The 25,970-nt window shown below is 62.7% G+C and carries 23 protein-coding genes; 1 reads left to right on the top strand and 22 read right to left on the bottom strand.

What is annotated here, in order from left to right; all coding sequences use genetic code 11:
* Positions 1–73: 73 nt before the first annotated feature.
* From nikE to hydA, 8 genes are all read right to left on the bottom strand, one after another.
* Positions 74–1,747: a nickel ABC transporter ATP-binding protein NikE gene (gene nikE / locus CQ13_RS27295; protein WP_057845928.1), complete on the bottom strand. Its 1,674-nt coding sequence runs from the start codon at positions 1,745–1,747 to the stop codon at positions 74–76.
* Positions 1,744–2,589 carry an ABC transporter permease gene (locus CQ13_RS27290; RefSeq protein ID WP_057845927.1) on the bottom strand — a complete coding sequence of 282 codons (846 nt, stop codon included), beginning with the start codon at positions 2,587–2,589 and terminating at the stop codon, positions 1,744–1,746. The genes nikE and CQ13_RS27290 overlap by 4 nt, the downstream gene beginning before the upstream one ends.
* Positions 2,586–3,596 carry an ABC transporter permease gene (locus tag CQ13_RS27285; RefSeq protein ID WP_057845926.1) on the bottom strand — a complete coding sequence of 337 codons (1,011 nt, stop codon included), beginning with the start codon at positions 3,594–3,596 and terminating at the stop codon, positions 2,586–2,588. Before CQ13_RS27285 ends, CQ13_RS27290 begins: the two co-directional genes overlap by 4 nt.
* Positions 3,597–3,646: 50 nt before the next feature.
* A complete protein-coding gene (locus tag CQ13_RS27280) occupies positions 3,647–5,266 on the bottom strand; it encodes an ABC transporter substrate-binding protein (RefSeq protein ID WP_057845925.1) in 1,620 nt (539 codons plus the stop codon).
* A 126-nt stretch (positions 5,267–5,392) separates the two neighbouring features.
* Positions 5,393–6,829 carry an NAD(P)-binding domain-containing protein gene (locus CQ13_RS27275; RefSeq protein ID WP_057845924.1) on the bottom strand — a complete coding sequence of 479 codons (1,437 nt, stop codon included), beginning with the start codon at positions 6,827–6,829 and terminating at the stop codon, positions 5,393–5,395.
* Entirely contained in the window at positions 6,826–7,587 is a 762-nt protein-coding gene (locus CQ13_RS27270; RefSeq protein ID WP_057845923.1) for an SDR family oxidoreductase, read from the bottom strand. The genes CQ13_RS27275 and CQ13_RS27270 overlap by 4 nt, the downstream gene beginning before the upstream one ends.
* The gene (locus CQ13_RS27265; RefSeq protein ID WP_057845922.1) at positions 7,584–8,564 is read right to left on the bottom strand and encodes an NAD-dependent epimerase/dehydratase family protein; all 981 of its coding nucleotides are present in this window, start codon (positions 8,562–8,564) and stop codon (positions 7,584–7,586) included. The genes CQ13_RS27270 and CQ13_RS27265 overlap by 4 nt, the downstream gene beginning before the upstream one ends.
* 16 nt (positions 8,565–8,580) lie before the next feature.
* Positions 8,581–10,050 carry a dihydropyrimidinase gene (hydA, locus tag CQ13_RS27260; protein WP_057845921.1) on the bottom strand — a complete coding sequence of 490 codons (1,470 nt, stop codon included), beginning with the start codon at positions 10,048–10,050 and terminating at the stop codon, positions 8,581–8,583.
* Positions 10,051–10,202: 152 nt separating this feature from the next.
* On the opposite strand from hydA, the gene CQ13_RS27255 reads away from it, so the two are divergent.
* Entirely contained in the window at positions 10,203–10,865 is a 663-nt protein-coding gene (locus CQ13_RS27255) for an aspartate/glutamate racemase family protein (protein WP_057845920.1), read from the top strand.
* Between the two features lie 38 nt (positions 10,866–10,903).
* Here CQ13_RS27255 and CQ13_RS27250 read toward each other — a convergent pair whose 3' ends face one another.
* From CQ13_RS27250 to CQ13_RS27185, 14 genes are all read right to left on the bottom strand, one after another.
* Positions 10,904–11,836, bottom strand: coding sequence for an N-carbamoyl-D-amino-acid hydrolase (locus tag CQ13_RS27250; RefSeq protein ID WP_057845939.1), 933 nt, complete (start codon positions 11,834–11,836; stop codon positions 10,904–10,906).
* A 132-nt stretch (positions 11,837–11,968) separates the two neighbouring features.
* The gene (locus CQ13_RS27245) at positions 11,969–12,976 is read right to left on the bottom strand and encodes an ABC transporter ATP-binding protein (protein WP_057845919.1); all 1,008 of its coding nucleotides are present in this window, start codon (positions 12,974–12,976) and stop codon (positions 11,969–11,971) included.
* Positions 12,973–13,962: an ABC transporter ATP-binding protein gene (locus CQ13_RS27240; RefSeq protein WP_057845918.1), complete on the bottom strand. Its 990-nt coding sequence runs from the start codon at positions 13,960–13,962 to the stop codon at positions 12,973–12,975. Before CQ13_RS27240 ends, CQ13_RS27245 begins: the two co-directional genes overlap by 4 nt.
* A gap of 3 nt (positions 13,963–13,965) precedes the next feature.
* The gene (locus CQ13_RS27235; protein WP_057845917.1) at positions 13,966–14,889 is read right to left on the bottom strand and encodes an ABC transporter permease; all 924 of its coding nucleotides are present in this window, start codon (positions 14,887–14,889) and stop codon (positions 13,966–13,968) included.
* Complete coding sequence (locus CQ13_RS27230) at positions 14,886–15,827, bottom strand: ABC transporter permease (RefSeq protein ID WP_057845916.1); 942 nt, start codon at positions 15,825–15,827, stop codon at positions 14,886–14,888. Before CQ13_RS27230 ends, CQ13_RS27235 begins: the two co-directional genes overlap by 4 nt.
* 17 nt (positions 15,828–15,844) lie before the next feature.
* On the bottom strand, positions 15,845–17,449 hold the full coding sequence (locus CQ13_RS27225; protein ID WP_057845915.1) for an ABC transporter substrate-binding protein: 1,605 nt from the start codon (positions 17,447–17,449) through the stop codon (positions 15,845–15,847).
* 143 nt (positions 17,450–17,592) lie between these two features.
* Entirely contained in the window at positions 17,593–18,762 is a 1,170-nt protein-coding gene (locus tag CQ13_RS27220) for an amidohydrolase/deacetylase family metallohydrolase (protein ID WP_057845914.1), read from the bottom strand.
* An 81-nt stretch (positions 18,763–18,843) separates the two neighbouring features.
* Entirely contained in the window at positions 18,844–20,217 is a 1,374-nt protein-coding gene (locus CQ13_RS27215; RefSeq protein WP_057845913.1) for an amidohydrolase family protein, read from the bottom strand.
* Entirely contained in the window at positions 20,214–21,797 is a 1,584-nt protein-coding gene (locus CQ13_RS27210) for an ABC transporter substrate-binding protein (RefSeq protein ID WP_057845912.1), read from the bottom strand. The genes CQ13_RS27215 and CQ13_RS27210 overlap by 4 nt, the downstream gene beginning before the upstream one ends.
* A gap of 11 nt (positions 21,798–21,808) precedes the next feature.
* Positions 21,809–22,717: a polysaccharide deacetylase family protein gene (locus CQ13_RS27205; RefSeq protein ID WP_057845911.1), complete on the bottom strand. Its 909-nt coding sequence runs from the start codon at positions 22,715–22,717 to the stop codon at positions 21,809–21,811.
* The gene (locus CQ13_RS27200) at positions 22,704–23,513 is read right to left on the bottom strand and encodes an ABC transporter substrate-binding protein (RefSeq protein ID WP_057845938.1); all 810 of its coding nucleotides are present in this window, start codon (positions 23,511–23,513) and stop codon (positions 22,704–22,706) included. Before CQ13_RS27200 ends, CQ13_RS27205 begins: the two co-directional genes overlap by 14 nt.
* 16 nt (positions 23,514–23,529) lie before the next feature.
* Positions 23,530–24,294 (bottom strand): amino acid ABC transporter ATP-binding protein, encoded by a 765-nt coding sequence (locus CQ13_RS27195; protein ID WP_057845910.1) that lies wholly within the window; start codon positions 24,292–24,294, stop codon positions 23,530–23,532.
* On the bottom strand, positions 24,291–25,148 hold the full coding sequence (locus CQ13_RS27190; RefSeq protein WP_057845909.1) for an amino acid ABC transporter permease: 858 nt from the start codon (positions 25,146–25,148) through the stop codon (positions 24,291–24,293). Before CQ13_RS27190 ends, CQ13_RS27195 begins: the two co-directional genes overlap by 4 nt.
* On the bottom strand, positions 25,145–25,969 hold the full coding sequence (locus CQ13_RS27185; RefSeq protein WP_057845908.1) for an ABC transporter substrate-binding protein: 825 nt from the start codon (positions 25,967–25,969) through the stop codon (positions 25,145–25,147). The genes CQ13_RS27190 and CQ13_RS27185 overlap by 4 nt, the downstream gene beginning before the upstream one ends.
* Position 25,970: the final 1 nt, after the last annotated feature.

Raw genomic sequence — 25,970 nt, 5'->3', positions numbered from 1 at the left:
TTGCCCGCGCTGGCTGCTGCCTTTTTTAGCTCGGTCTGCACAATTTGTAGTCGCCCGTGGGACCGCCAATAGACTAAAGCGCAGCGGTGGCGAGCCTCGTTTCGATTTCAATGTGGGGTATCGCTTCGACCAGCTCGCGCGTGTAATCGGTCTTCGGATTGTCGAACAGCGCCCGACTTTCCCCCTGCTCGACGATAGCACCATTGCGCAGCACGATCGTGCGCTCACAGAGCATGCGAACGACGTTCAGGTCATGGCTGACGAAGAGCAAGGCGATATCATCTTCGCGCCGCAACCGGTCGAGCAACTGCAGCACCACCGCCTGGACGGAGACGTCGAGCGCGGCCGTTGGCTCGTCCAGCACGAGGAGGCGCGGCCGACAGGCGATGGCACGGGCGATGCCGACGCGCGCCTTCTGGCCGCCCGAAAGCTGGTGCGGGAAGCGCGGTAGCAGATCGGCCGGCAATCCCACCCGCTGCGCGCATTCCTCTACCCGCTGCCGCAAGGCGTCGCCCCCGCGCAGATTACCAAGCCGCATCAGCGGATGAGCAATACAGTCAAAGGCGGTGAAGCGCGGGTTGAGGCTTTCGTTGGGGTCCTGGAAAACCATGTGGATGTCTTTTCGGAACGGCGAGCGATGAAAGTCCCGTGCCGGCACATGACCGATCGCTTGGCCATCAAACACGATGTCGCCTTCGCTCGGGTCGATCAGCCGACAGATCATCCGCGACGTCGTGCTCTTGCCGGACCCGGATTCGCCGACCAGCCCGACGCTCTCGCCGGCGGCAATCGTCATGGAAAAATCGGCGACCGCCGCGGCGCCCTGGTCAAAGCGTTTAACGAGCCTGTGCACGACCAGGAGCGGTGGGGTACCCGGCGCCGGAGGTGGCTTCGGCTTCCTGCATGCCTCGACATATGGCCCCCGTTCCTCCTCCGTCACCAGATCGTCGATCCGTGAACTCGCGGTAGGTGATGCCGCGACGAGGCGTTTCGTGTAGGCGTGCTGCGGAGCATTGAAGAGCCGCTTGGGTGCCGCTTCCTCGACCAGGCGTCCCTGCTCCATCACCACGATACGCCGGCAATATCGGGTTGCGAGGCCAAGATCATGCGTGATCAGGATCGTCGCCATGCCGCGCGCAGCCGCAATGGCGGCCAGCAGGTCCATCACCACCTTCTGCGTCGTGACGTCGAGGCCGGTCGTCGGTTCGTCGGCGATCAGCAGAACCGGGTTGCAGGAAATCGCAATCGCGATCATCACGCGCTGGCACATGCCGCCGGAGAGTTCGTGCGGATAGGCGGCCATTCGCCTTTCGGGATCGCGTATCTGAACCGCACGCAACAGCTCCAGCGCCTCAGCATACGCCTCATTCTTCGATATCCGCTTATGGGTCAGTATCGCGTCTGCGATCTGCGTGCCGATCGCACGGATTGGATTGAGTGCCGACCGCGGATTTTGAAAGATCATCGACATGGCGGCGCCACGCAGGTGGCGAATGTCGTCGCCGGATAGTTTCGTGACGTCCTGGCCGCGAAACAGGATCTTGCCCGCCGTGACCCGCCCGGCCGCGTCGAGCAACCGCGTCGTCGCAAAGCCGGTCACGGATTTGCCCGAACCGCTCTCGCCGACGAGACCGAGCATCTCACCTTCCTGGACCGAGAGCGTCACCCCGCGGACCGCCTCGACCACCCCACGCCGGGTCGAGAACGATATGTGGAGGTTGTCTATTTTCAGCAGCGGCTCGGTCATGTCCGCATGCGCGGATCAAGAATGTCCCGCATCCCGTCGCCAAGCAGGTTGAAACACAACACGGCCAGCATCAGCGCAAGGCCGGGAAAGGCGACCAGCCACCATTTGCCGGTCGAGATGAAGCGCGCGCCTTCCGCGACCATGATGCCCCACTCCGGCGTCGGCGGCTTGACGCCGAGCCCGATGAAGGAAAGGCCGGCCGCGTTGAGAATGGCCCAGCCGAGATTGAGCGATATCTGCACCGCCATCGCCGGCAGAATATTCGGCAGCAGGAAGCGCAGCACCACCGAGATATGGCTTTCGCCGCAGGCCCGCGCCGCTTCCACCCATCCGAGATTGCGGCGGACATTTACTTCCGCCCGCGCGAAGCGGATGTAGAAGGGAAGATTGATCACGGCGGTCGCGATCACGATGTTCTCGACGCGGTTGCCGAGCGCCGCGACCATCGCCATCGCCAGCACGAATAGCGGAAACGCCATCATCACGTCGACGAACCGGCCAACTGTGCGATCCAGCCGCCCTCCGGCATAGCCGCAGAATGAGCCGATGATGGCCCCGAGCACAAAGGACATGCTGACCGCCGAGACGGCGATGGCGAGATCGAGCCGGGTCGCCACGATGAGCCGGCTGAACACGTCGCGGCCGAGCTGATCAGTGCCTGCGATATGCGCAGCACTTGGCGGCAACAGCGCCTCCGGCACGTTCGAGGCGATCGGATCGTAGGGCACGATCCACGGCCCGAAGATGGCGACGAGGACCAGCAGCAAGACACCGGTTGCAGCAATGCCGGTGAGCGGATTCCCTCGCAATATCCACATCGAATGACGAAGTGCTGCGGTCATTCGATCGTAACCCTGGGATCGGCGATGCCGTAGCAGACGTCGACGGCCAGATTGACCAGCACGAACAGACTTGCCATCAGCAGCACAAAGCCCTGCACGGGGGCATAGTCGGAGGAAAGCAGCGCATCGAGCGCATAGGAGGCGACTCCCGGCCAGGAGAACACTTTTTCCACCAGCACATTGGCGCCGAGCATGGTCGAGAACACGATGCCTGCGATCGTGATCACCGGCAGGATGGCGTTGCGCAATGCATAGGTAACGACGACATGCCGCCAGGAAAGTCCGACGGAACGCGCGGTCCGTACGAAATCACTTCCAAGCGAGACCAGCATCGAAGCGCGCGTAATTCGCGCCAGCGGCGCAATCACGAACAACGCCATGCTCAACGCCGGCAAAATCAACTGCTTGAAGGCCGCCCACCAGCCATCGATGTCGCCGGCGATCAGGAAGTCGATCATCAGGAATCCGGTCCGCGACGGCGGCATCGACGTGAAGACGTCGATCCGGCCGGTTGGATCGGGCGCAAGACCGAGCAGGTAATAGAAGACGTAGATCAGCAACAGCCCCGAAACGAAGGTCGGTACGCAAACGCCCAACGCACAGAACAATCGTACACTATGATCGATGATGGAGCCTGGCTTCAGCGCCGCGATCACGCCGAGAGGCACCGCCGATACGAGCGCGATCAGGAGCGCCGTAAAGGTGAGTTCCAGCGAGGCCGGCAGCCGCTCGCGCAGATCCTTGGTGACCAACTGGCCGGTCATCATCGAGCGGCCGAGGTTGCCGCGACCGACGTCATAGAGATAGAGCGTCAGTTGCTCGGGTATCGATTTGTTGAGACCCAACTGCTTGCGGATCAGTTCGACCTCCTCCTTGCCGGCATTCGGGCCGGAGGCGAAGAATACCGCCGGATCACCAGGCAGGACCCGCATCAGCAGAAAGGTAAAGACAAGCACGCCAAAGAGCGCCGGCAGGGAAGACACGAAGCGCCTCCCCGCCCGCACCATCGTCGCGCCAAACGTAACCGTGGCGTTTCGAGCGATCACTTGCTGCTACTTCACTTGCGGCTGAGGTCGCGATAATCGACCTGACGGTGGAACTGGTAGGTGTAACCTTCCACCGATGGCGCCATCACCGCGTCCTGGTTCGGCTGCCACAGTGGAATCTGCGGCATCTCGCTGAAATGGATAGCATTGAGCTTCCGGCCGTCCTCCTCGTATTTGACCTTGTTGGGTTCGAAACGGGCCTCTTGGGCGATCGCCGTCAGCTCGGGATGGTTGATCGAGCTGTAATTCCAGCGCTGGTTGCCGATGTAGAAGTTCCGGTAGAAATAGTCGGTGGAAGGCAGCCAGGCTACGATGCCCTCGATGAAGAAGGGAAGCTTCTTCTCGTTGATCTGCGTCGACATCTGCGCATCCGGCAGCTTCTGAATATCGACTTTGATACCGATCTTGCCGAGAGATTCCTTCACCAGCGCCGCCATCGGCTCGGCGGTGGAAGCCTGGCCGACATTGAAACTGAACGTGGTCGCAAACCCTTCCGGAAGGCCCGCGGCTTTCAGATACTCCCTGGCCTTGTCGAGGTCGACCTTCACTGGTTGCGGGATCGGATAGCCGCCGTTCGGAGGCTTGCCGGCCTCCCAGGTTGCGCCGAACAGCGGCGCGCCGCGGCCGAACAGCGCCGCCTTAAACATGTCGTCATAGGGCAGCGCGAAGGCAATGGCGCGGCGTACGTTGACGTTGTCGAAGGGCGGGATCTGGTTGTTCATCGAAACAAAGGTGACTGCATTGTACTGCGGGGTCGAGATCACCTTGAGCTTGGCCTTGGCCTCGAGCGACTGCACGTCGCTCGCCTGCAGATCGATGACGAGATCGGCATCACCGCGTTCGACCAGGTTGGCGCGCGTTGCCGGCTCCGGCACCGACTGCACGATCACCCGCTTGAAGAACGCAGCCTTGTCGGCCGTGCCGCGGTTCCAGCCCTCGTTGCGCTTGAGGATCACCTGTTCGCCCGGCTTGAAGCTCTCGACTGCATAGGCGCCGCTGCCGGCTGTATGCTCCTTCAGCCAAGCCATCGCCCACGGGTCTTCCGCCGTCGCATGCTGCTTCGCCACCTTCGAGTTGATGATGATCGGATAGACGACGGCGAGATTTGGCAAAGCGAGTTTGTCCGGCTTTGGCAATGCCACCTCGAAGGTGAGCGGATCGATCACCTTGAACTGGTCGGCCGAAGTGAGCGAGCCCGTAAGCAACTGGTTTTTTCCAAGGACCGGCGCCGTAACAGCGCGATCGAGCGACCACTTAACGTCTTCGGCTGTCACCGGCGAGCCGTCCTGGAATTTGGCGTCCTTGCGCAGGTGAAACGTGATCTTCAATCCGTCCGGACTGACGTCGTAGGATTCCGCCAACTCTCCCGTGATCTTCTCGAGATCGAACACCCATTTGCCGTTGAGCTGCTTGCGGCCGAAGGAAACCAGCCGGTCATAGGTGCTAAGACTCACGGCGAAAGACTCGCGGGTGGCGCCCGGTATGTTGGGATCGAGCGTATTGACTGACGCACCCGTCACGTAGCGCAGCGTCTCGGCCCGGGTTTGCGCCCGCAAGGGCCCGGTGGCGGCGAGCAACAGTGCCAGGACAGCGGTCGCCTGAAGCATCATTTTGAAAGAGATCAGTCGCATGCTTTTTCCCTTGAATTTCAACCAGAACACCTGAGAGAAGCCTTTAAAGCCCAAGCAAGTAACGCGCCAACGTCCCCGGGTAACGGCCCAAGCGTGCGCGGCTAACCGGCTCCAGCACATGCGGAATCATCCTGCTTTTCCTGCGATTTCCGTCTGCCGCGTGACAACCGCCTGTGGCACGTCATATGCGTTGAACGCAGCCCAGTGCTGCTCAAGGTCAGCGCGGAACAGTCCGCGCGTCAGGCCATGCACCAGCTTCGGCACCGCCGTGGTCATCGCATTGATCGAGGATCCGGAAGGACCGAAGCTCATCGTAGCAGCGATAGCGAACAAATGGATGTTGGAAATCCAGGGCGTCCCTCCCGGAACGCGCTCCATAAAGGCGTAATCATCGGCGAGATAGGGAAAGCGGCCGAGACGCGCACTGCGCTCATCCGGGGGCGGCTGGTAACGATCGGCCCAGGTCGCGATATTGCCGGCAAACTTGTACAGTTCTCGCCGGTCCGCAAAATTCATGTCGATGCCGGTGCCGCAGATGATGAAATCCGCAGTGAACTTGCCGCGCGGCGTGTGCAGTTCGACCTTGTTGCCTACCTCTCGTGCAGCCTCGACCGGCGCGCCTTCGTGCAGGGAGAAATTGGCGTGGCGCGCGCAGCGGTCGTAAGTTGCCTGCGGGAATCCCTCTCGCATTTCGAGGATGGCGCGCATGAAGCGCCAGCGCCAGGCGTCGTCCAGATCGCTGAGATGACGCAGAAAGCCGCGAAAGGTCAGCCAGCGGTAGGGCTGGATCAACTGAATCTCGGCCCGGCGGCAAAGCAGGCGCACCTCGCTGGCGCCCGCTTCCAACGCGGTCGCCGCGTTGTCGAGGGCGGATGCGCCGGCGCCGATCACTGCGACTCGCTTGCCACGCAGCGCCTCGAAATCGATCTTGTCGGCAGCGTTCGCCACGAACATGGGCGGCAGGTGGCGCAGCGGCTCCGGTATCGTCCAGTTGCCCATCCCTTCCTGGCCCGTCGCCAGAACCATCTTGCGTGTGTAGAGCGTTTCGACACCGCCCGCGCTCGTCACTACGGCGGCAAGCAGGCCGCCGGCGGCCGGAGAAATTTCCAGTAGTTCGCAGCCATTGCGCACCGGCAACTCCACGGCGCGCCTGACCCAGAGCAGATACTCGGCCCAGAGGTCGCGCGGGATCAGATCAAGATTTTGCCAGTGTTCGCTACCGAAGCGGGCCTCGTGCCAGGACTGGTAGGTGAGGCTCGGGATATCCAGATCGGGGCCGGTGTAGTGCTTTGGGCTGCGCAGCGTCGGCATGCGCGCATAGGTAAGCCACGGTCCTTCCGATCCCTCTTCAGCCTTATCCAGTACCAGGATGTTGGTGACTTGGGAGCGCATGAGCCCGAAGCCGATGGCTATGCCGGATTGACCGGCGCCGATGATGAGAGCGTCCAGCGCCGGCTTGCCGTCCGGTCCGGGCTTGGCGTGGAGCCATGCCGAGCTCGGATGCGCGGTCTTGGCAAGATCGGCGCGGACTTGCGCTTCAAGTGCTGCAAGCGCGCTATTCATGCCGCAAGCCAACCGCCATCGACCACCATCACGGTGCCGGTGGTGAACGAGGACGCATCGCTGGCAAGATGCAAGGCAGTCTCGGCGACCTCCTCCGCTTTGCCAAATCGCTTCATCGCATGGCGGTTGCGGGACGCTTCACGCACCGGATCCGGATGTGTATGACGGGCAAAGCTGCGCCGAAGCATCGGCGTGTCGATCGCTCCCGGCGCAATGGCGTTGACGCGAACCCCATCATCAGCGAAATCCAGCGCCATCGTCCGCGTCAGGCTGATGATCGCACCCTTGGCGGCGATATAGGCGCTGTTGCCCTTGCCACCCGCGATAGCGAGCTGCGAAGCCAGCGTAATGATCGAGGCGCTGCCCTGCCTCTGCATCTGCGGCACGGCCGCGCGCGACCACAGCCAGGTGCCGCCGACATTGGTACGGAACACCGCGTCCCAATCGGCAGGATCGGTCGTCAGAACGGTGCCACCGCAGGAGAACCCGGCGGCGGTCATCAGCACATCGAGTCTGCCGCGCCGAGCAACGATTTCGGCAACGACGCTATTCGCAAAATCAGCGTCGCCGACATCGCCGACATGCACCGATCCGTCGCCGTTTGTCTCGCCAATAGCCGCCATGGTTTCGAGCAGGCCCATGCCATCGCGATCGACCAGGGCGACGAACGCGCCTTCTCTCGCAAACAGCATCGCGCTTGCACGGCCGATGCCGGAGCCAGCTCCCGTCACGATCGCAGTCCGCCCTAACAGTCTCAAGTTAGGCTTTCCTCTCGATGCTTCGTCCACCAACTGCTCAGATCGGCTGCGGAATCGGCGCAGCCGAACCGCGCGCGCCAGCCGAACTCTTGCGCCATCCGCTCTATCGAAAGCGGCGCGCGGTCGGGCCCATGCAGCTTGATAACGGTTTTCTCTCCCGGTGTAGCTAGCCGGCACTGCAGCCCGGGATGCAACGCCGCAAACGCCTCGCCCCATTGCAGCGCGGACCATGCCGTGCCGCTCGATATATTGTAGAGCCGATGACGCGGCCGCTCCGCTTCGAGCAGCACCGCGACGGCTTCAGCGGCGTCGGCCGCATAAATCCAGTCCTTGAGGCCTGGCTGCGGCAGGATCGCTGGCTCGCCGCGACTGAATTCGGCAAGTATCTGGAACTGCAGGCTTGGGGTATCGCGTACCTTGCCGATCCGCTCCCAGGGACCAAACACAGCGCTCAGCCGCACGCTCAGGAAGTCGCGGTCCCAGAGATCGGCGTGCCGCGCCACAGACCGTTCTGACGCGAATTTGCTGAGCGCATAAAACGAAACCGGATCGCAGGGGGTTTGTTCACCCAGTAGCTGATAGCGTTGCCCCGCGGCGCCATAGGCCGCCGCCGAAGAAAGATTGATGACCCGGCGAACGCGATGGCGGATCGCCGCCTTCAAGATCGGCATTTGAGCCAGCACGTTGATCTGGAGGATGCTCTCGGTTGCCGTCCTCTCGAGATGCTCGCCGGCAGTTATCGCGGCACCCAGTACGATCGCATCGCAGCCTTTGCCGATGACGGCTCCGATCCTTTCCGTGTCCGTGATCTCGCCCTGAACAACTCCGAGGCTTTCCGCATGACCGGCCAGGGACCGCTCTGCCGCCACCGGTAGCTGCTTGCGATCGTATAACGTCACTTGATGGCCACGCGCCAGCAACGTGCCCGCCAGGTTCACGCCGACAAAACCGGTACCGCCGAAGATGACAACCCTCATCGGGACAGGCTCATTTTCACAGCAGTTTCGCACCAAAATTCAGTGCAGGATCCATGTCGGCGACGAGACGGCCGGTCGGCTTCGCCGCATCACCCCCATTGCGGGGAAGGAAGCGCCCGGAGCCTGCTTCCGCAGAACGCTTGCCGTCAGCGACAATCATGCGGCCGCGCGAGAGTACGGTAACCGGCCAGCCGCGCAGCTTGCGGCCCGCGAAAGGCGTATAGCCGGCAAGATCATGCATCATCTCGTCATTCAGGATCACTTCGCGAGCCGGGTCCCAGATCGCGATGTCGGCATCGGCGCCGACCGCAATCGAGCCCTTGCGGGGATGCAGGTTGTAGATTTTGGCCGGCGCCGTCGCGGTCAACTCGACGAACTTTTCAAGCCCGAGCCGTCCCTTCGACACCATCGCGTCGAACAGCAGCGGCAGCCGCACCTGCAGTCCCGGCAGCCCGTTCGCAACCTGCTTGAAATTGGGGTTGGGGCCGGCGCGCAACTTTCCGGTTTCGTCGAAACGATAGGGCGCGTGGTCGGATGACACGGTCTGGAGATCGCCGAGCGCAAGCGCCTGCCACAGGGCTTCCTGGTCGGAAACGCGGCGCGGCGGCGGGCTGCACATCCACTTGGCTCCATCGGCGCCGGGCTTGTCGAGATCATCGGCGGTGAGAAACAGATACTGCGGACAGGTTTCCGCAAACACTTTCAGACCCTGTCCTCGCGCATCGCGGATGACCTTGGCGCCTTCTGCCGTCGAAACATGGAAGATCATGATCGGCTGGTCGATCAGCGCTGCCATGCCGATCAGCCGATTGAAGGCCTCGGCTTCCGAGATCCGGGCATGGCTGATGGCGTGATACTTCGGTTGGGTGTAGCCGCGCGCGAGCAGCCTTTTCACCATCCAGGCGATGATGCCGTGATTCTCGGCGTGGGCGCACAGCAAGGCGCCGGATTCGCGTGCTGCGGCAAGAATGTCGAGCAACGGCTCGTCGTCGATCTTCAGCCGGTCGTAGGTCATGAAGATCTTGATCGAGGCGTGCCCTTGCTTGACCAGCGCCGGAACGTGTTCCTCCAGGGTTTCCTTGGTCGGATCGACGATGATCATGTGGAAGGCATAGTCGATCACCGCGCCCTTCTTGGCGAGCGCATGGTAATCCTCGACGACTTGCCGCAAATTCATGCCGACATGCTGGGCGGCGAACGGGATCACGGTGGTGGTGCCGCCGAACGCCGCCGAAACGGTGGCGCTCTCGAACGTATCGGCGTTCATGATGCCGGCAGCGGACAACTGCTCGATATGGGCGTGTGCATCGACGCCCCCGGGCAGAACCAGCTTGCCGCGCGCGTCGATCTCGCGCTTGCCCGTGACGAGTCCGCGGCCGATGGCGGCGATGGTCTCGCCGGAGACGGCGACATCCGCCTCGAAGACATCGGTCGCGGTCGCGATGCGTCCGCCGCGGATGATCAGGTCATAGGCGGGTTCAGTCATAGAACACTCCGTGATATGTCTGTCAGGTGAGGAAGCTCAGCCTGTACGTCACACTTGTCCACTCTTGTTTCCAACCAACGACCATGCTTGCGTGGCATAGTCGTTGCTTCGCTCCAAATCGCGACAACGTCTGATCTGGCAGGAAAAACACCATGTCCCGGCCGCGCATCCTCGTCATCAATCCCAATTCCAACCGCCTGGTAACGCAAGGGCTGGAGGAAGCGTTGAAGCCGCTCGACTTCGAGGGCGGGCCGGAGCTGGTCTGTGAAACGCTGGCCGAAGGGCCTTACGGAATCGAGAGTCAAGCTGACGTCGACGGCGTGACGATGCCGCTGCGCCGACTGGTCGAGAGCGACAATAGCTCGGCCGCCTTCATCATTGCTTGCTACAGCGACCCGGGCTTGCACGTTTGCCGCGAGGGCACCAACCGGCCCGTATTCGGCATCGCCGAATGCGGTGTGCTCACGGCGCTGGCGCGCGCGGAAACCTTTGGCGTCATCGCCATCGCCCAGCGCTCGATCCGTCGGCATCTGCGCTATCTCAGGCAAATGGGATTGATGGACCGGCTGACCGCCGAGCGGCCGCTCAACATGAGCGTGGCGGAAACCGCGTCGGGCGAAGGGACATTGGCAAAGATGATCGAGGTGGGACGTGCACTGAAGGACGAGGATGGCGCCGGTGCCATCGTGATGGGCTGTGCCGGCATGGCGCGTCACCGCAGGCCGCTGGAAGACGCGCTCGGCATTCCCGTGATCGACCCGACGCAGGCGGCCGTGGCGATGGCCCTGGGCGTGGTGCAGTTCTCGCGTCACTAGGCCTCCCTACGGTCTGCCGCTGTCGCGTTGCACTCTTCTCACGTTTCCGGCGGCGGCACCGCACCAGTGCGGCTGCTGATCAGACGGTAGTGCTCGATGCGGCGGTGCTGGGCAAAATTGAAGATCGTTTGCTTGCCGAAGACGGTCACATCGAGATCGCAAGGGTGCACCAGGAGTTCGTCCTCCTCGGTCTTGGCCTCAGCAACGATCTCACCATCCGGATTGACGATCAGGCTACCGCCGATCAATGGGTGACCGTCCTCGACGCCCGCCTTGGCGACACACACAACCCATGTCGAGTTCTGATACGCACCGGCCTGCACTGAGAGGCGGTTGTGAAACAGCCGCTTCTCCGGCCCCTCCTCGCTCTTCTCCGCATTGACCGAGGGCGTGTTGTAACCGATCAGCACCATCTCGACGCCCTGCAGACCCATGACACGATAGGTCTCCGGCCAGCGCCGGTCATTGCAGATCGCCATGCCAAAAATGCCACCGAGTGCGCGCCAGACGTTGAAGCCGAAGTCGCCGGGCTCGAAATAGCGCTTCTCCAGATGCTGAAAGGCGCGCTTGGTATCGAATTCCGAATGGCCCGGCAGGTGAACCTTGCGGTATTTGCCAACGATCTTGCCGATTTTGTCGGTGAGGATGCAGGTGTTGAAGTGATGACCTTCGGGCGTCAACTCCGCATAACCGAAATTCATCGCCATCTGGTGCCGCGCGGCGCGTTCGAACAGCGGCTTCGTCGCCGCATTCGGCATCTCGCGCTCGAACCAGGCATCGACCTCGGCCTGATCTTCCATGTACCAGCGCGGAAAGAACGTCGTGAGCGCCAGCTCCGGATAGACGATCAGGTCGGCCCCCCTCGCCTTGGCTTCATCCATCAGCTCAATCATGCGCTTGACGACGGCCTGGCGGCTGTCGGCTTTCTGGATCGGACCCATCTGGGCGGCGGCAACATTGACGACGCGCATGAAATATTTCCCCGAAAGCTTGTGAGCTGCGCCGAACAAGTGCGATGCAGCCCGAGATTTGACGACTTTCGCAGTCCGTTCTTAGTCGGATTTGATCATTAGAATTTTCCGTTCGCTGGGAGTCAATTCCGCCTATCTTGGATCACCGAGCGGGCCTGGCACTTCCGGTACCGCTTTGAGATGACAGGCCACCCACTCGCCGCCTCCGGTCGACCGAAGCTCCGGCTCCTCCGTCCGACAGCGATCGAACACAAACGGACAGCGGGTGTGGAAGCGGCATCCGCTGGGTGGATTGATCGGGCTCGGCACGTCGCCCTTGAGAATGATGGCGTTGCGGTCGGCTCCGGGCTCGGGCACCGGCACTGCCGAGAGCAGCGCCTTGGTGTAGGGGTGCTTCGGCGCGGTGAAGATTTGCTGCCTTGGCGCCATCTCGACGATTTTGCCGAGATACATGACGGCAACGCGGTGCGTCATGTGCTCGACAACAGCCAGGTCGTGGCTAATGAAGAGCAGCGCGAGGCCGAACTCCTGCTGCAAATCCTGCAGCAGGTTGACAATCTGCGCCTTGACTGAGACATCGAGCGCCGAAACCGCTTCGTCGCAGACGATCAGTTCGGGTTCCGCGGCGAGTGCCCGGGCGATGCCGATGCGCTGGCGCTGACCGCCCGAGAATTCGTGAGGCCGGCGGTTTAGCGCGTCGCGCGGCAGGCGCACGGTGTCCATCAGCGCCGCAACGCGCGCCTGGAGTTCGGCGGAAGATTTGGCGAGACCGAAATTACGGATCGGCTCGGCCAGGATATCGCGCACGCGCATCCGCGGATTGAGGCTCGAGAACGGATCCTGAAACACGACCTGCACGCGGCGGCGCATGCTGCGCAGCCCGCCGGGCGAAAGATCGTCGATCCGCTGGCCATCCAGCACCACCTGACCGGCGGTGATATCGAACAGTCGCAGGATGGCCCGGCCGACCGTCGACTTCCCGCAGCCGGACTCGCCTACGAGCGACAGGGTCTCGCCGCGCTGGACCTCGAAGGATACGCCGTCCACGGCATAGACCCAGTTGGACTTGCGGCTGAACAGGCCGCCGCGGACCGGAAAATGCTTCTTGAGGTCGTTGACCTGAAGCAACGGAACGCTCATGCCGCGGCCGCCTCTTTGGGCGCGTAATGGCAGGCGGCGATGTGGCGTGGCCCCTTCTCTTCCAGACCCGGCGCGAACTCCCGACAGAGATCGGTGGCGAGCGGACACCGCCCGGCAAAGACGCAACCCTCGATCCGCTGCTTCAGGCTAGGCACTTGCCCGGGGATTTCGGCGAGGCGCCTCGCCGCGCCGGTGAGGGAGGAGCCGAGCCTCGGTAACGCGCCGAGCAGGCCTTGTGTGTAGGGATGACGGGGGGAGCGGAACAGCTCGGCCACCGGCGCCTCCTCAACCTTGCGGCCGGCATACATGACCATGACGCGCTCGGCGATTTCCGCGACCACACCGAGATCATGGGTGATCAGAACGATCGCCGCACCGACGCGGCGCTTGAGATCCAGCATCAGTTGCAGGATCTGCGCCTGGATCGTCACGTCCAGCGCCGTGGTCGGCTCGTCGGCGATCAGGAGTTTTGGGTTGCAGGCGAGCGCCATGGCGATCATCACGCGCTGGCGCATGCCGCCGGAAAGCTGATGCGGATATTCGCGCACGCGCCGCGCCGGCTCGGGGATGCCAACCAATGTCAGCATCTCGACAGCACGCGCCAGTGCGGCCTGCTTGTCGAGCCCCTGATGCATCCGCAGCGTCTCGCCGATCTGCCGGCCGACGGTCAGCACCGGATTGAGGCTTGTCATCGGCTCCTGGAAGATCATCGATATGTCGTTGCCGCGGATGGCGCGCATCTCGGGCTCGGAGAGTTGCAGCAGATCCTTTCCCTGGAAACGGATAGAGCCCGCGATCTTGCCCGGAGGCTCGGGGATCAGCCGCATCAGCGACATGGAGGTAACCGACTTGCCACAGCCGGATTCACCGACAATGGCCAGCGTCTCGCCTTCGTCGACGTGGAAGGAGACTCCATCGACGGCGCGGTTGACACCCTCAGGGGTGCGGAAATGAGTCTGCAGATTCTGGACGTCGAGCAACGCCATGCTCTATAGGCCCTTAGCCATTCGTGGATCGAGCGCATCACGCAGGCCGTCGCCGAGCAAGTTGACGGCGAGCACGGTCACGGACAGGAACGCGGCGGGAAAGAACACGATGAAGGGCTTTACCTGCCATAGCGCCCTGCCCTCGGCCATGATGTTACCCCAGGATGGAATGGTGGGCGGCGTGCCGGCGCCGATGAAAGAGAGGATAGACTCCACGATCATGGCGCTGGCGCAGATATAGGTCGCCTGGACCAGCATCGGCGCGAGCGTGTTGGGCAGGATATGGCGCAGGATGATCATCGGCGTTCGCGTGCCGGATGCCACGGCAGCGTCCACATAGGGCTGCTCGCGCAGTGACAGCACGACACTGCGCACGAGACGCGAAACGCGCGGGATTTCGGCGACGGTGATGGCCAGGATGACGTTCCCGACGCTGCCGCGTGTCAACGCCATCAGCGCGACGGCGAGCAGGATCGGCGGGATCGACATCAGCCCGTCCATGAAGCGCATCACGATGCCATCCGCCCATCGCACAAAACCCGAGACAAGCCCGATGGCGAGACCGGCGAGCGAGGCGAATAGCGCCACCGAAAGTCCTACGATGAGCGAGACCCGTGCTCCGTAGAGCACGCGTGAATAGATGTCGCGGCCCAACGCGTCGGTGCCAAACCAGAAGTCCGCCGATGGTGCGCGCGTGCGCTTGGCGGGAGCGAGCGCGGTCGGGTCGACGGTTCCGAGATGGGGTGCGAGGATCCCAACCAATACGAGGCAGAGGAGCAAGGCGCCGCCGATCGCAACCGTCGGATGGTTGCGCAGGAAACCGAGGACGCCGCGCCGGACTTTCACCGACACCAGCAGATCCGGCAATTGCGGCGCGACGACAAAGCCGGACGGTAGTCGCGCCGTTTTGGAGGTTGAAACGGTCAATAGCGGATCCTCGGATCAACCAGGGTGTAGGTGACGTCGACCATCAGATTGACCAGTACATAGAGGAAGCTGAACAGCAGGACGATGCCCTGGATCACCGGGTAGTCGCGGCGCAAGATCGCATCGATCGTCAGCCGGCCAAGCCCCGGGATGGCGAACACGCTTTCGGTCACCACCGCGCCGCCGATGAGGAGCGCGATGCCGATGCCTATTACCGTCACGATCGGAACGGCGGCGTTTTTCAGCGCATGAACGAACAGGATGCTGTTCTGCCCCAGGCCCTTGGCGCGGGCGGTGCGGATATAATCCTGCTGCAACACCTCAAGCATGGCGGCACGGGTGATGCGCGCGATCAGCGCGATGTAGACGCAGCCGAGCGCTACGGCGGGGAGGATCAGGTTCACCAGCCACGGCCAGAAGCCTTCCGCCAGCGGCGTATAGCCCTGCACGGGAAGCCATTCGAGATGCAACGCGAACACGTAGGCGAGGACGTATCCGACAACAAAGACGGGAAGCGAGAAGCCGAACACGGCAAACGCCATGATGGTGCGATCCAGCCAGGTTCCCGCCTTCCACGCCGCCACCACGCCGAGCGGCACTGCGATCAGAAGCGTCAAGACGAGGGTAATCACCATCAGCGACAATGTCGGCTCGATCCGCTGCGCGATCAGCGAGCCGACCGGCAGGTTGGTGAAAATCGAGGTGCCGAGATCGCCGTGCAGGATGCGCCAGACCCAACTCCCGAACTGGACCAGAAATGGCCGGTTGAGGCCAAGGGCCTGGCGAATACGCTCCACGTCGGCGGGGCTCGCCTGGTCGCCCGCGATCACCGCCGCCGGATCGCCCGGCGCGATATAGAGCAGGCTGAAGACGAACAACGCGACGATCGCCATCACGGGCATGGTCGCGAGAATGCGCCGGAAAATATACGAGACCATGTGGGTTCACCGCAGCGTCATGCGGACTTCGACACGCCCCAGAAGAAGGGCAGCGGCCCCTTCGCCACACCGGAGACGTTCTTGCGCCACGCGGTGTAGCTCAGGAAGAATCCGGTCGGCGCATAGATGACGTCCTCGAGCGCTGCCTTGTTGAGGCGCTTCGCCGCGGCCTTCTCTTCATCGATACTCTTGGCCTCGAACCATGCCGTGACTTCCTTTTCCACGGTCGCGCTGCTGGGCCATCCAAACCACGCCTTGTCGCCATTGCCGCGAATGGCGTTGTAGGCGGCGGGGCTGATGCAGTCCGCGCCAGCGTGCCAGGTGTGAAACATTTGCCAGCCTCCCTGACCCGGAGGCGTCTTCTGGGCGCGGCGCGAACCGACCGTGCCCCAATCGGTTGCGACGAAGTCGACATTCATGCCCATCTTCTTCAACAGATCCGCCGTGACATCGCCCTGCGCTTTGGTGATCGGCTGATCCTGCGCCACGACGCACGTGACCGGCTGGTCCGTATAGCCGCTCTCGGCCAACAGCTTTTTCGCCGCTGCGAAATCGCGCTTGCCTTTCAGGATCTCGCCACCCTCCTCGGTGTAGAGTGGCGTATCCGGCGTGAAGAAGCCCGGCAGCGGCTTCCAGAGCGCAGTATCGTCCCCGACCAACGCACGCATGTAATCTTCCTGGCTCAGCGCCGTGAGTAACGCACGTCGCGCCCTCACGTCGTTGAAGGGCGGGTGCAGGTGGTTCATCCGGAACGCACCGATGTTGCCGAGCGGATCGGCGATGTCGACGCTGATGTTGCGGTTCTTCCTGAGCACCGGCACGAGATCGGGAATCGGATTCTCCCACCAATCGATCTCACCATTCTGCAGCGCGGCCGCCGCGGTGGCGGGATCCGGGATCACCACCCATTCAACGCGGTCGATCAGCATCTGCTTGCCACCGGCGAGCCAGGACGCCTTCTCCTGCCGCGGCACGTAATCGGCAAATTTCTCGAACATCGCCTTAGCGCCGGGCACCCACTCGCCCTTCGCGAACTTCATTGGGCCGGAGCCGATATATTCGGCGATCTGCTTGAACGGGTCGGTCTGGGCCATCCGCTCCGGCATGATGAAGGCGCAGGGCGTGCTGTTCTTGCCCAGCGCCAGCATCATCTTCGGATAAGGCTGCTTCAGCACCCATTTGAAGGTCTTGTTGTCGACGGCGGTGAGCTCGTTCTGGATCGCCTTGATCATCTGCCCCATGGGATCGCGGACCGACCAACGCGCGAGGCTCGCCACCACGTCCTTGCTCAGCACCGGCTCGCCGTCGTGGAATTTCAGCCCCGGCCGCAGGCGAAAGGTCCAGGTCAAACCGTCGTCGGTTACTTCCTCGGACTCGACCATCTGGCGCTGCGGCTGCAGCGTGGCGTCGAGGCCGTAGAGGGCGTCCCACACCATCGCAGCCGCGTTGCGCACGACATACTGGGTCCCCCAGATGGGATCGAAATTCGCGAGGTTGGCCTGGGGCACAAAGCGCAAGGTGCGCGCCGCGGCGCCTTGGGAAAGAGCTGGCATCGAAAGGCCGCCGGTTGCCGCCAGGCTGCCTACCCCGGCTATTCCTTTCAACAGAGTCCTGCGATCCATGGTGCTCTCCCAGTCTCGAATTTGTTGCGGCGGTTCCGCTCATTTCATCGGCCGAGGGGTTCGGCACTAAATGAGGCGAAACAGGCCAGTCAGACGGATGGCAATTAGTCTCCTTAATGCTTGCAAGCGGTATGCCAGCAGCTTCAGCCCACGCGCTGCTTAAATTTCGACGATTGTTGCGGGTGCCACCAACGGCCGCCAATCACGACGCCTTCGGACACGATCTTGCGATCGCCGATCAGGTGCTCGTCCACGACGTCAACGTAGTCAAACTGGCCTTGCTGGATCGAGATCAGGGTGGCGTCTCCAACGCTTCCCGGCTTGAGGCTGCCCAGTTCAGGGCGCTGCAACGCCATCGCCGCATTGACCGTCGAAGCCGCGATCACATCCGGGAGCGGCATGCCCATGCAAAGGAACTTGGACATGGTCGTCACCTGATCGAACGCTGGGCCGTCGATGCACAGGAGATGGACATCCGAGGAGATGGTGTCCGGATAAAAGCCATTGGCGAGCATTGCCCGCGCTGTCTTGAAGGCGAACGAGCCTTTGCCGTGGCCGATGTCGAACAATACGCCGCGTTCGCGCGCCTCCAGCACGACCTTCTTCACTGTGCCCTGGGCAGTAGCGGCCGTATTGGGAAACGGCCGGAACGCGTGGGTAAGGACATCGCCAGGGCGTAGGCGCGCGACCACTTCCTCGTAGCTCGGCGGCGGATGGTCGATATGCGCCATCAGCGGCATGCCAACCTCGTTTGCGACTTCGAGCGCGATGTCGAGCGGCACGATCCCGGAGGTGCCCGAGGAATTGCGCCCTACCCGCACCTTGATGCCGACGATCAGGTCGCGATTTTGGTCCGCCACCGCGACGGCGTCGATCGGGTTCATCAGCCGGATCTCCTCGCTCTCACCGACCATGACCCGATGCGAAAAACCGTAAATGCCGGCGTGCGAGACGTGCAGATAGGCGAGAATGCGGACCTCGCTCCGCTCGATCACATGCTTGCGAAACCCTGCGAAATTACCGGGGCCGGCGCTGCCGGTATCGACCGCCGTCGTGACGCCGGAGATGCGGCAGAATTCCTCGGCGTCGATGCCGAGCGAAGTGCCGCCCCAATAGACATGAGTGTGCAGATCGATAAGGCCCGGGGTAACGATGTAACCCGACACGTCGCGCACGTCCGTTCCCGGATCGGCCTTGAGCTCGTTCCCGACCATGACGACTTTGCCGTTGGCGAAGGCGACATCCGTCACGGCGTCGAGCTTCTGGGAGGGGTCAATCACCCGACCGCCGCGCAGCATCAAATCGAAAGCCATCCTCATCTCCTGATATGACAGTGAAGGAAGCGACACGAGCGCTGCCCGTTTATCCAGGGAAGCGGATGGATGAACCGGCCGTCAACCATTGAAGGCCGCCTGCGCTTCCGGCAAATCCCAGATCTTGCCGATCGCTGCGGTTGCGGCCGAAATTATCGCGGCCTCGTCACCATTGATGTACTGGCCGGCATCGATCAGCACGCGTCCATCAACGACGACCTGATCGATATTGGCGCGGTTCGCAAGCGCGACCAGTCCGCGTCTGGGATCGAACAGCGGCTGCAGGTGCGGATGGGTCAGGTCGACGACGGTGAGGTCGGCGGTTGCGCGCGGGGCGATCACCCCGAGGTCCGGCCGCTTGATCAGCGAAGCCGCGGTTGCAGTGACCGACTCGATCAGATCCGGCGCGTTTGCCACATCCGCGCGTCCGGACGCGATCTTCGAGATCATCGAAGCGGCATTCAGTTCGCCGAGGATATCCATGTTGTAGCCATCGGTTGCGACCACCGTCCTGACGCCATGCCCCGCAAACCGGCTGAACGCGGCGGTGATGCCAGCGCGCGCAAACACGCGCGGACAGTTCAGCACCGTGGCGCCCCTGGCCGCCATCAGCTTCAAATCGCTGTCGGTGCTTGCGATGCAATGGGCCGCCAGAAGGTCTGGCGCGAGCAAGCCCAGCCAGTCGAGAAATTCGGCTGGCGTGCGGCCGTCGTAGCGTGCGCCGATCGTGGCGACCTCGGCGGCGCTCTGGGCGACATGGATCGTGATCGGAACATCGAGCTCGCGTGCGCGAGCCGCGCATGCCTTCAGCAGATCCGGACCACATGTGTCGGTCGCGTGCGGGCTCATCGCTAGGCCGATCCGACCTTCGCCGCGTCCGTTCCAGCGCTGGTAGAGCGCATTCCAGGTGTTCAGGTCGGCCCGGCCGTCGTCACCCGCATAGCGCACCACGCCATCCGGTTCAGCCTTCGCATCCGAAGTAGAGAACAGGTAGGGCGCGCCGTAGAACCGGATCCCCATTTCCTCGGCAGCGTCGAACATCTCCGGGATGGAGTTGCGAAACGGCTCCATCACCGTCGTGGCACCGCCCTTCAGCAGTTGCAGGATGCCAAGCCGCGCGACCGCGAGCCGTTCCGCCGGCGACAGCAGGTCGGCGCCGCGTTTGGTCAGCGGCAACAGTACCGTGTAGACGATGCTCTGGTTGTTCCGGCGGCCATTGCCATCTTCCGAATGGGTCCGGGCGACAGCCTCGCTGAAGCAATGATTGTGCATGTTGATCAGGCCGGGCAGCACAAAACGGCCCGGCCTGTCGAACACCTCGGCTGCGGCAGGCCTGTCGCGCGTCACCGCGGCGATCCGCCTGCCTTCGAGCAACACCCAATGATCGCGCAGCACCTCTTGCGCGCCATCGCGCCGTGACAACACATAGCTGCCGAAGATCGCGATCATACTCATGCCGGCCGCACGTTCCAGAACACCGCGGTTCCGTCAAGGATTCCGGTGATGCTCTTGCGGTATGCGGTCGGCTGCTTGTACTGACCGATCGGGAAGTATGGAATTTCCTGGAACGCCAGCGCCTGGACGTCACGGCAGGCCCGCTGCTGCTCGGCGAGCGTGGGCGCTGCCAGCCACTGGCTTCGCAACGCCGCCATCCTCTCGCTCGTGTACCAACCGGCCGCGTTGGCCTCGCCGCGCAGATTGGTATTGGCGGCCGGATTGAGCCAATCGATCCCCTGCCAGTTGCCGACGGCGGCGTTCCAGCCGCCTTGACCGATCGGGTCCTTCTTCTGTTGCCGCTGCAGCACGACCGCGAAGTCCAGTGCCGTAAATTCCACATTCATGCCGGCCTTCCGCAGCATGTCGGCCGCCACGTTGCCGAGCGGTTTTTGGGCAGCCGAGTTGGTCGGGACGAGCAGGACGACCTTCTCGCCATTGTAGCCGGCCGCCTTCAGGTCCGCCCTGACTTTTGCCATGTCGCGCGGGCCTCGAAAGACATCGAGGCCGACATCGTTCGCCATCGGGGTTCCCGGCGCAAAAAAGCCGATCGGCGAAAACTGATAGGCCGGATCGCTGCCTGCGACGGCCGTCATGAAATCCGCTTGATTGATCGCGCCCAGCAGCGCGCGACGAATGGCGGGATTGTCGAACGGCGGCTGCAAATGGTTGACACGAAGCATGCAGGTATAGCCCCGCGGATCGAGAACCCGGGTAGTAATGTCGCCCGTGGCGTTCAGCACCGGCAGCAGATCGTGCGGCGCCGTTTCCTGCCAGTCCTGCTCACCGGTTTGCAGGGCAGCGGCGGCCGTCCCCGCGTCCGGCATCGTCGTCCAGATCACGCGATCGTAGTGCACGATCTTGGGGCCGGCGGTCCAGTCCGACTTCCCTTCCTGACGGGACTGATAGCGCTCAAACCGGGCGTAGACGTTTTGTACTCCCTGGGCACGCTCGTTCGCGACAAAGCGGAAGGGGCCGCTGCCGACGACCTCGGTGATCGGCTTGAAAGGATCCAGGCTTGCCAGCCGCTCCGGCATCATGAACGGCGCGTGGACCGCGGCCTTGCCGAGAGCCTGGGGCAACAATGGAAACGGACGCTTTAGCCGAAACCGGACGGTCCGGTCGTCGGGTGCCGACAACTCGTCGGTCGCAGCGATTAACTCGGCCCCAAATCCGTCGCGCGCCGCCCAGCGGCGGATACTCGCGACGCAATCGCGCGCCAGCACGCGCTCGCCGTCATGCCAGAACAGCCCATCGCGCAGCGTGAGATCCCACTGCCGCTGATCGTTAGAGACGACGTGACCGGACAGCATCTGAGGCGAGACCTCGAGCGCCGAATTTATGCCGTAGAGCGTATCGTAGACCATGAAGCCATGGTTTCGTGTGACCTGGGCGGTGGCGTAGATCGGATCCACGAAGGCCAAATCGATCACGGGAACGAAGCGCAGCGTGGTCTGTGACTGAGCGCGCAGGACACCTGGCAGTGCAAGTGCCGGCGCCGCAGCCGCAGCCCGCAACAGGGAGCGGCGGGAAACGAGCATGGAATGTCTCCTCATCGTGACGCGTGATCGGCGCTCGTAGCAGCAGCCGTCTCGTGAACCTGGAAATTCGCCGCGATTGCCCCACCGGTTGCGATCCACAGATCGGAGCAGGATCTGGCGTAGGTGAGAAATTCTCGCAGCAGACGAAGCCGCATGGGACGGCCGCTGCACTGTGGATGCAGCACCGTCGTGACCATCGCGCCCCAGTCCCTGACTTCGTCGAGCTCGTCCTTCCAGATCGAGAGCACGTGCTCCTTCGGAAAGATCGAGCGCGGGCTGAAACGGGCAGACAGTCCGTGCATCCAGTCGTCATAGCTCGCGGTCACCGGAAGCTCGATCGTGCCCGGCCGGCCATCGGCAAGGCGATGGCGGTAGGGCCGCACGTCGTCCCGAAACGACGAGGTGTAGATGATGCCGTGACGCACCAGTGCTGCACGCAACTCTTCGGTGAACTCGCCATAGGGCGCCCGATAGCCGATCGGCTTGACACCAAGCCGGCGCTGCAGCGTCTCAAAACCCCGCTCTAGTTCTTCCTCGATCCAGGGGTCGCCCGGATCCGGCAGCAGATGGTGATAGCCGTGATGGCCGATCTCATGACCGGCCTTGAGAATGGCCTCAGCCATCGCCGGGTGCGCATCCACCGACCAGCCGGTGATGAAGAACGTCGCCTTCAGATCAAGCTGATCGAGCAGCTCCAGCAGCTTCGGCGTGCCGACACGCGCCTCGTAGCCGCCATAACTCATGGTGATGAGACGCTGGGCGTGCAGAGCGTCCTTGCTGGTCCAGGCACTCTCGGCGTCCACGTCAAAGGAGAGGAACATCGCGGACGTATAGGATTTGGGCCAGGGATAGTCCGGGGCCGGCGGGGCGGTGTTCGCCGGAATGAGCGGAATGCTCGCGAGCGCTTTACTGTCCGGCATTGATCGTCGCCTTCTCTACGCCGTAGTCGGTCAATTTCCACTTCGCAAGCAAAGCACGGTAGGAGCCGTCCGCGATCAGGGCATCCAGCGCCTCCACGACCGCTTGCTGAAGCGCCTTCTCCTTGACGCCCAAGGCAAGCCCGGTGAACTGGACCGCGAAAACATCGCCGATCGGGACATAGGCGCCAGGTTCGAGGTCCATCATGTAGGGAAGCGTCTCGCCGCCCTGCACGGCCGCGTCGAGCCGCCCCTGCCTGAGCTGCGTCCTTGCATCGGCGGACCCTTCCGTGCCGACGAAATTAATCGGGTTGCCGCCGCAATGGGCATCGCTCCAGGCGGCGATCAGCTTCGGAAAGGACGTGCGCCGGCTGGCCCCCACCTTTTTCCCGCAAAGCGCCATCGTGTCCTTGAACTCCGCGGCGCGTGATTGCTGGACGAAGAAGCGAGGCCCGTTGCGAAGGTAGTCGACGAAGGTCGCACTGTCCTGCCGGCTCGCAAGGTCCGTCATTCCAGACAGGATTGCATCCACTCTCCCGCTCGTGATTGCGGGCATCATCTGGTCGAAACTGGTTTCCTGCCAGATGATCTTGATACCGAGCTTTCGCCCGAGCGCCTCGCCAAGCTCGACATCGAAGCCGGTCAGGGTATTCGTGGCCGGATCCTTAAATTCCATCGGCGGATAGTTCGGCACGATCGCAACCCTGATGCTGCCCTGCCTTACGATTCCCGGGGGCAGTTCGACTGCCACGGCCGAAGCGGTGCCGCAAATCAGTACGATCACTAGATATAGTTTCATCATTGAAGCTGCCCCATCAGATCACCGCGGAGAGAAAGGCTCGAGTGCGCGCTTCGCGGGGCGCGCCGAGGACGTCCCTCGAAAATCCGGACTCCACGATGGCGCCGTGGTCCATGTAAACGACCCTGTCCGCGACCTCGCGCGCAAAGCCGAGCTCATGCGTCACCACCATCATCGTCATGCCGCTCTGGGCAAGTTCCTTCATGACCGAGAGCACCTCACCCACCAGTTCAGGGTCGAGCGCGCTCGTCGGTTCGTCGAACAGCATCAGCATCGGCTTCATGGCCAGCGCACGAGCGATCGCCACCCGCTGCTGCTGGCCGCCCGAGAGCTGCGACGGATAAGCATCGGCTTTCGCCGTCAACCCGACGCGCCGCAGCAGCTCCATGGCTTCGCTCCGTGCTTCCTGCCGGTCGCGGCCTTGCACTTGCACTGGACCTTCGGTGATATTTTCGAGCGCCGTCTTGTGCGGGAAGAGGTTGAAGCGCTGAAATACCATGCCGGTCTTCAATCGTTGCCGCGCGATCTGGCGTTCCGTCAGACGGTGCATTCGTCCACCCTCTTCGCGTACGCCCAGCAACTCGCCGTCGAGCCAGATACCGCCGCTGTCGACCGGAGTAAGCTGATTGATGCAACGCAGCAGCGTCGTCTTGCCCGATCCCGAAGCTCCGATCAGGCACAACACTTCGCCCGCCGATACATCCAGCGACACCTGCCTGAGAGCCTGAAACTCTCCGAAAGTCTTGCTGATGGAACGGATGGCGACGAGGTGGCGGGTCATCGGCCGGTCTGCGAAAAGCCGCGCGCGAAGCGTCGTTCGAGCAGCATCTGCAAGGGCGTCAAGATCGATACGACGAGCAGATACCAGAGACCGGCGACGATCAGGAGTTCGATGACACGCGAATTGGCGTAATAGATATTCTCGGCGCTGTGCAGCAGCTCCGGATATTGGATGACGCTTGCGAGCGAGGTGGCTTTCACCATGCCGATGAACTCGTTGCCGAGCGGCGGGATCACCACCCGCATCGCCTGTGGCAGGATGATCCGGCGCAGCGCGCGCAGCCGTCCCATGCCGATGGCCTTCGCGGCCTCATATTGTCCGGCGTCGACCGACAGCATGCCCGCCCTCATCACTTCGGATGTGTAGGCGCCCTGATTGATGCCGAGGCCGAGGAGCGCGGACAGAAATGGCGTCATGACATCGACTGCCCGCGCCGACCACAGGCCCGGAATGCCAATAGTCGGAAACACCAGGGCGATGTTGAACCACAGCAGCAGTTGCAGGATCAGCGGCGTGCCGCGGAACAACCAAGTATAGCCGGCGGCGACGGACTTCAGCACCGGATTGGGCGATAGCCTCATGATCGCGACAACGACGCCGAGAGCGATGCCGAGTGCCATGGCGAACACGGCCATCACCATGGTATTGACGATGCCCTCGAGGATCACACGCGCCGTCAGGAAGCGGCTGACATACGACCATTCGATCTGACCGTTGGCGAAGGCTCGCCCGATGGCGGCCAGTGTAACGAGAATTGCGGCCGCGGCGAGCCACCGTCTCCAATGGGGCTGACGCGCCACCGTCATCTTCGAAAGATCGGGGAAACCTACGGCAAGCGTGGTTGCGTTGCTCATTGCGTGGCTGCATTCATCATCGGTCGCTCGACCGCATGCGCGCCTAGCCCGTACTTGTCGAGAATGCCCCTGTAGGAGCCGTCCGCGATCATCGCGGCGAGGTGTTCTGTCACCACTTCGCGCAGCACCGCGTCGTCCTTCCGGAACATGATGCCCTGATAACCGATAGCGAACGGTTCTCCGACGACGCGGTATTTTCCCGTTTCCTGTTGCTGGGCGTAGGGTAGCGTCTCGCTGCCCTGCACAGCAGCATCGATGCGACCTTGCTTGAGCTGGTTGCGGACGTCGATGCTGTTTTCACCCGGAACATATTGCACGGCGGGCTTTCCGCCGGCTTCGCAGTTCTGCTTGCTCCACTTCTCGATCTCGACCGGGAAACTGGTGCTTCGCGTTGTACCGACCTTCTTGCCGCAGAGATCAACAGCGGACTTCGCCACGTTCTCCGCCAGAACGAAGAACTGCGGACCCGTGGTAAGATAGTCGACGAAGTCGGCGGTCTCGCGCCGTGAGCTGCGATCCGAAATACCGCTGATGATGAAATCGGCGCGCTTGGTCTGTAACGAGGGGATCAGTTCGGCGAACGGCGTTTCGCTCCAGATGATCTTCACATTCAGCCGTTTCGCGAGCTCGTTGGCGAGATCGATATCGAGCCCGACGAGCTGATTCGTCGCCGGATCGCGATACTCCATCGGGGCGTAGGTCGAGTTGACCGTGAGCCGCAATTCACCCGCCTGCCTGATCGTATCAGGCAGTTCGGCAGCGTGCGCTGTTGCAGGCGCGGCAAACGCGGTGAAACCGGCGGAGATCGAAAGGCGTATCATA

It is taken from the genome of Bradyrhizobium retamae, from assembly GCF_001440415.1.
GTDB classification, from domain to species: domain Bacteria; phylum Pseudomonadota; class Alphaproteobacteria; order Rhizobiales; family Xanthobacteraceae; genus Bradyrhizobium; species Bradyrhizobium retamae.
The sequence above is the reverse complement of the archived record's forward strand: the minus strand, read 5'-3'. Positions and strand labels throughout refer to the sequence as shown.

Excerpts from the sequence above, each read along its gene's own strand:
- nikE (WP_057845928.1), bottom strand. The coding sequence starts at position 1,747 with ATGACCGAGCCGCTGCTGAAAATAGACAACCTCCACATATCGTTCTCG.
- CQ13_RS27215 (WP_057845913.1), bottom strand. The coding sequence starts at position 20,217 with ATGAGTATGATCGCGATCTTCGGCAGCTATGTGTTGTCACGGCGCGAT.
- CQ13_RS27230 (WP_057845916.1), bottom strand. The coding sequence starts at position 15,827 with ATGGTCTCGTATATTTTCCGGCGCATTCTCGCGACCATGCCCGTGATG.
- CQ13_RS27225 (WP_057845915.1), bottom strand. The coding sequence starts at position 17,449 with ATGGATCGCAGGACTCTGTTGAAAGGAATAGCCGGGGTAGGCAGCCTG.
- CQ13_RS27185 (WP_057845908.1), bottom strand. The coding sequence starts at position 25,969 with ATGATACGCCTTTCGATCTCCGCCGGTTTCACCGCGTTTGCCGCGCCT.
- CQ13_RS27255 (WP_057845920.1), top strand. The coding sequence starts at position 10,203 with ATGTCCCGGCCGCGCATCCTCGTCATCAATCCCAATTCCAACCGCCTG.
- hydA (WP_057845921.1), bottom strand. The coding sequence starts at position 10,050 with ATGACTGAACCCGCCTATGACCTGATCATCCGCGGCGGACGCATCGCG.
- CQ13_RS27285 (WP_057845926.1), bottom strand. The coding sequence starts at position 3,596 with ATGGTGCGGGCGGGGAGGCGCTTCGTGTCTTCCCTGCCGGCGCTCTTT.
- CQ13_RS27240 (WP_057845918.1), bottom strand. The coding sequence starts at position 13,962 with ATGGCGTTGCTCGACGTCCAGAATCTGCAGACTCATTTCCGCACCCCT.
- CQ13_RS27290 (WP_057845927.1), bottom strand. The coding sequence starts at position 2,589 with ATGACCGCAGCACTTCGTCATTCGATGTGGATATTGCGAGGGAATCCG.
- CQ13_RS27245 (WP_057845919.1), bottom strand. The coding sequence starts at position 12,976 with ATGAGCGTTCCGTTGCTTCAGGTCAACGACCTCAAGAAGCATTTTCCG.
- CQ13_RS27200 (WP_057845938.1), bottom strand. The coding sequence starts at position 23,513 with ATGAAACTATATCTAGTGATCGTACTGATTTGCGGCACCGCTTCGGCC.
- CQ13_RS27210 (WP_057845912.1), bottom strand. The coding sequence starts at position 21,797 with ATGCTCGTTTCCCGCCGCTCCCTGTTGCGGGCTGCGGCTGCGGCGCCG.
- CQ13_RS27190 (WP_057845909.1), bottom strand. The coding sequence starts at position 25,148 with ATGAGCAACGCAACCACGCTTGCCGTAGGTTTCCCCGATCTTTCGAAG.
- CQ13_RS27280 (WP_057845925.1), bottom strand. The coding sequence starts at position 5,266 with ATGCGACTGATCTCTTTCAAAATGATGCTTCAGGCGACCGCTGTCCTG.
- CQ13_RS27250 (WP_057845939.1), bottom strand. The coding sequence starts at position 11,836 with ATGCGCGTCGTCAATGTTGCCGCCGCCCAGATGGGTCCGATCCAGAAA.
- CQ13_RS27205 (WP_057845911.1), bottom strand. The coding sequence starts at position 22,717 with ATGCCGGACAGTAAAGCGCTCGCGAGCATTCCGCTCATTCCGGCGAAC.
- CQ13_RS27265 (WP_057845922.1), bottom strand. The coding sequence starts at position 8,564 with ATGAGGGTTGTCATCTTCGGCGGTACCGGTTTTGTCGGCGTGAACCTG.
- CQ13_RS27195 (WP_057845910.1), bottom strand. The coding sequence starts at position 24,294 with ATGACCCGCCACCTCGTCGCCATCCGTTCCATCAGCAAGACTTTCGGA.
- CQ13_RS27275 (WP_057845924.1), bottom strand. The coding sequence starts at position 6,829 with ATGAATAGCGCGCTTGCAGCACTTGAAGCGCAAGTCCGCGCCGATCTT.
- CQ13_RS27220 (WP_057845914.1), bottom strand. The coding sequence starts at position 18,762 with ATGGCTTTCGATTTGATGCTGCGCGGCGGTCGGGTGATTGACCCCTCC.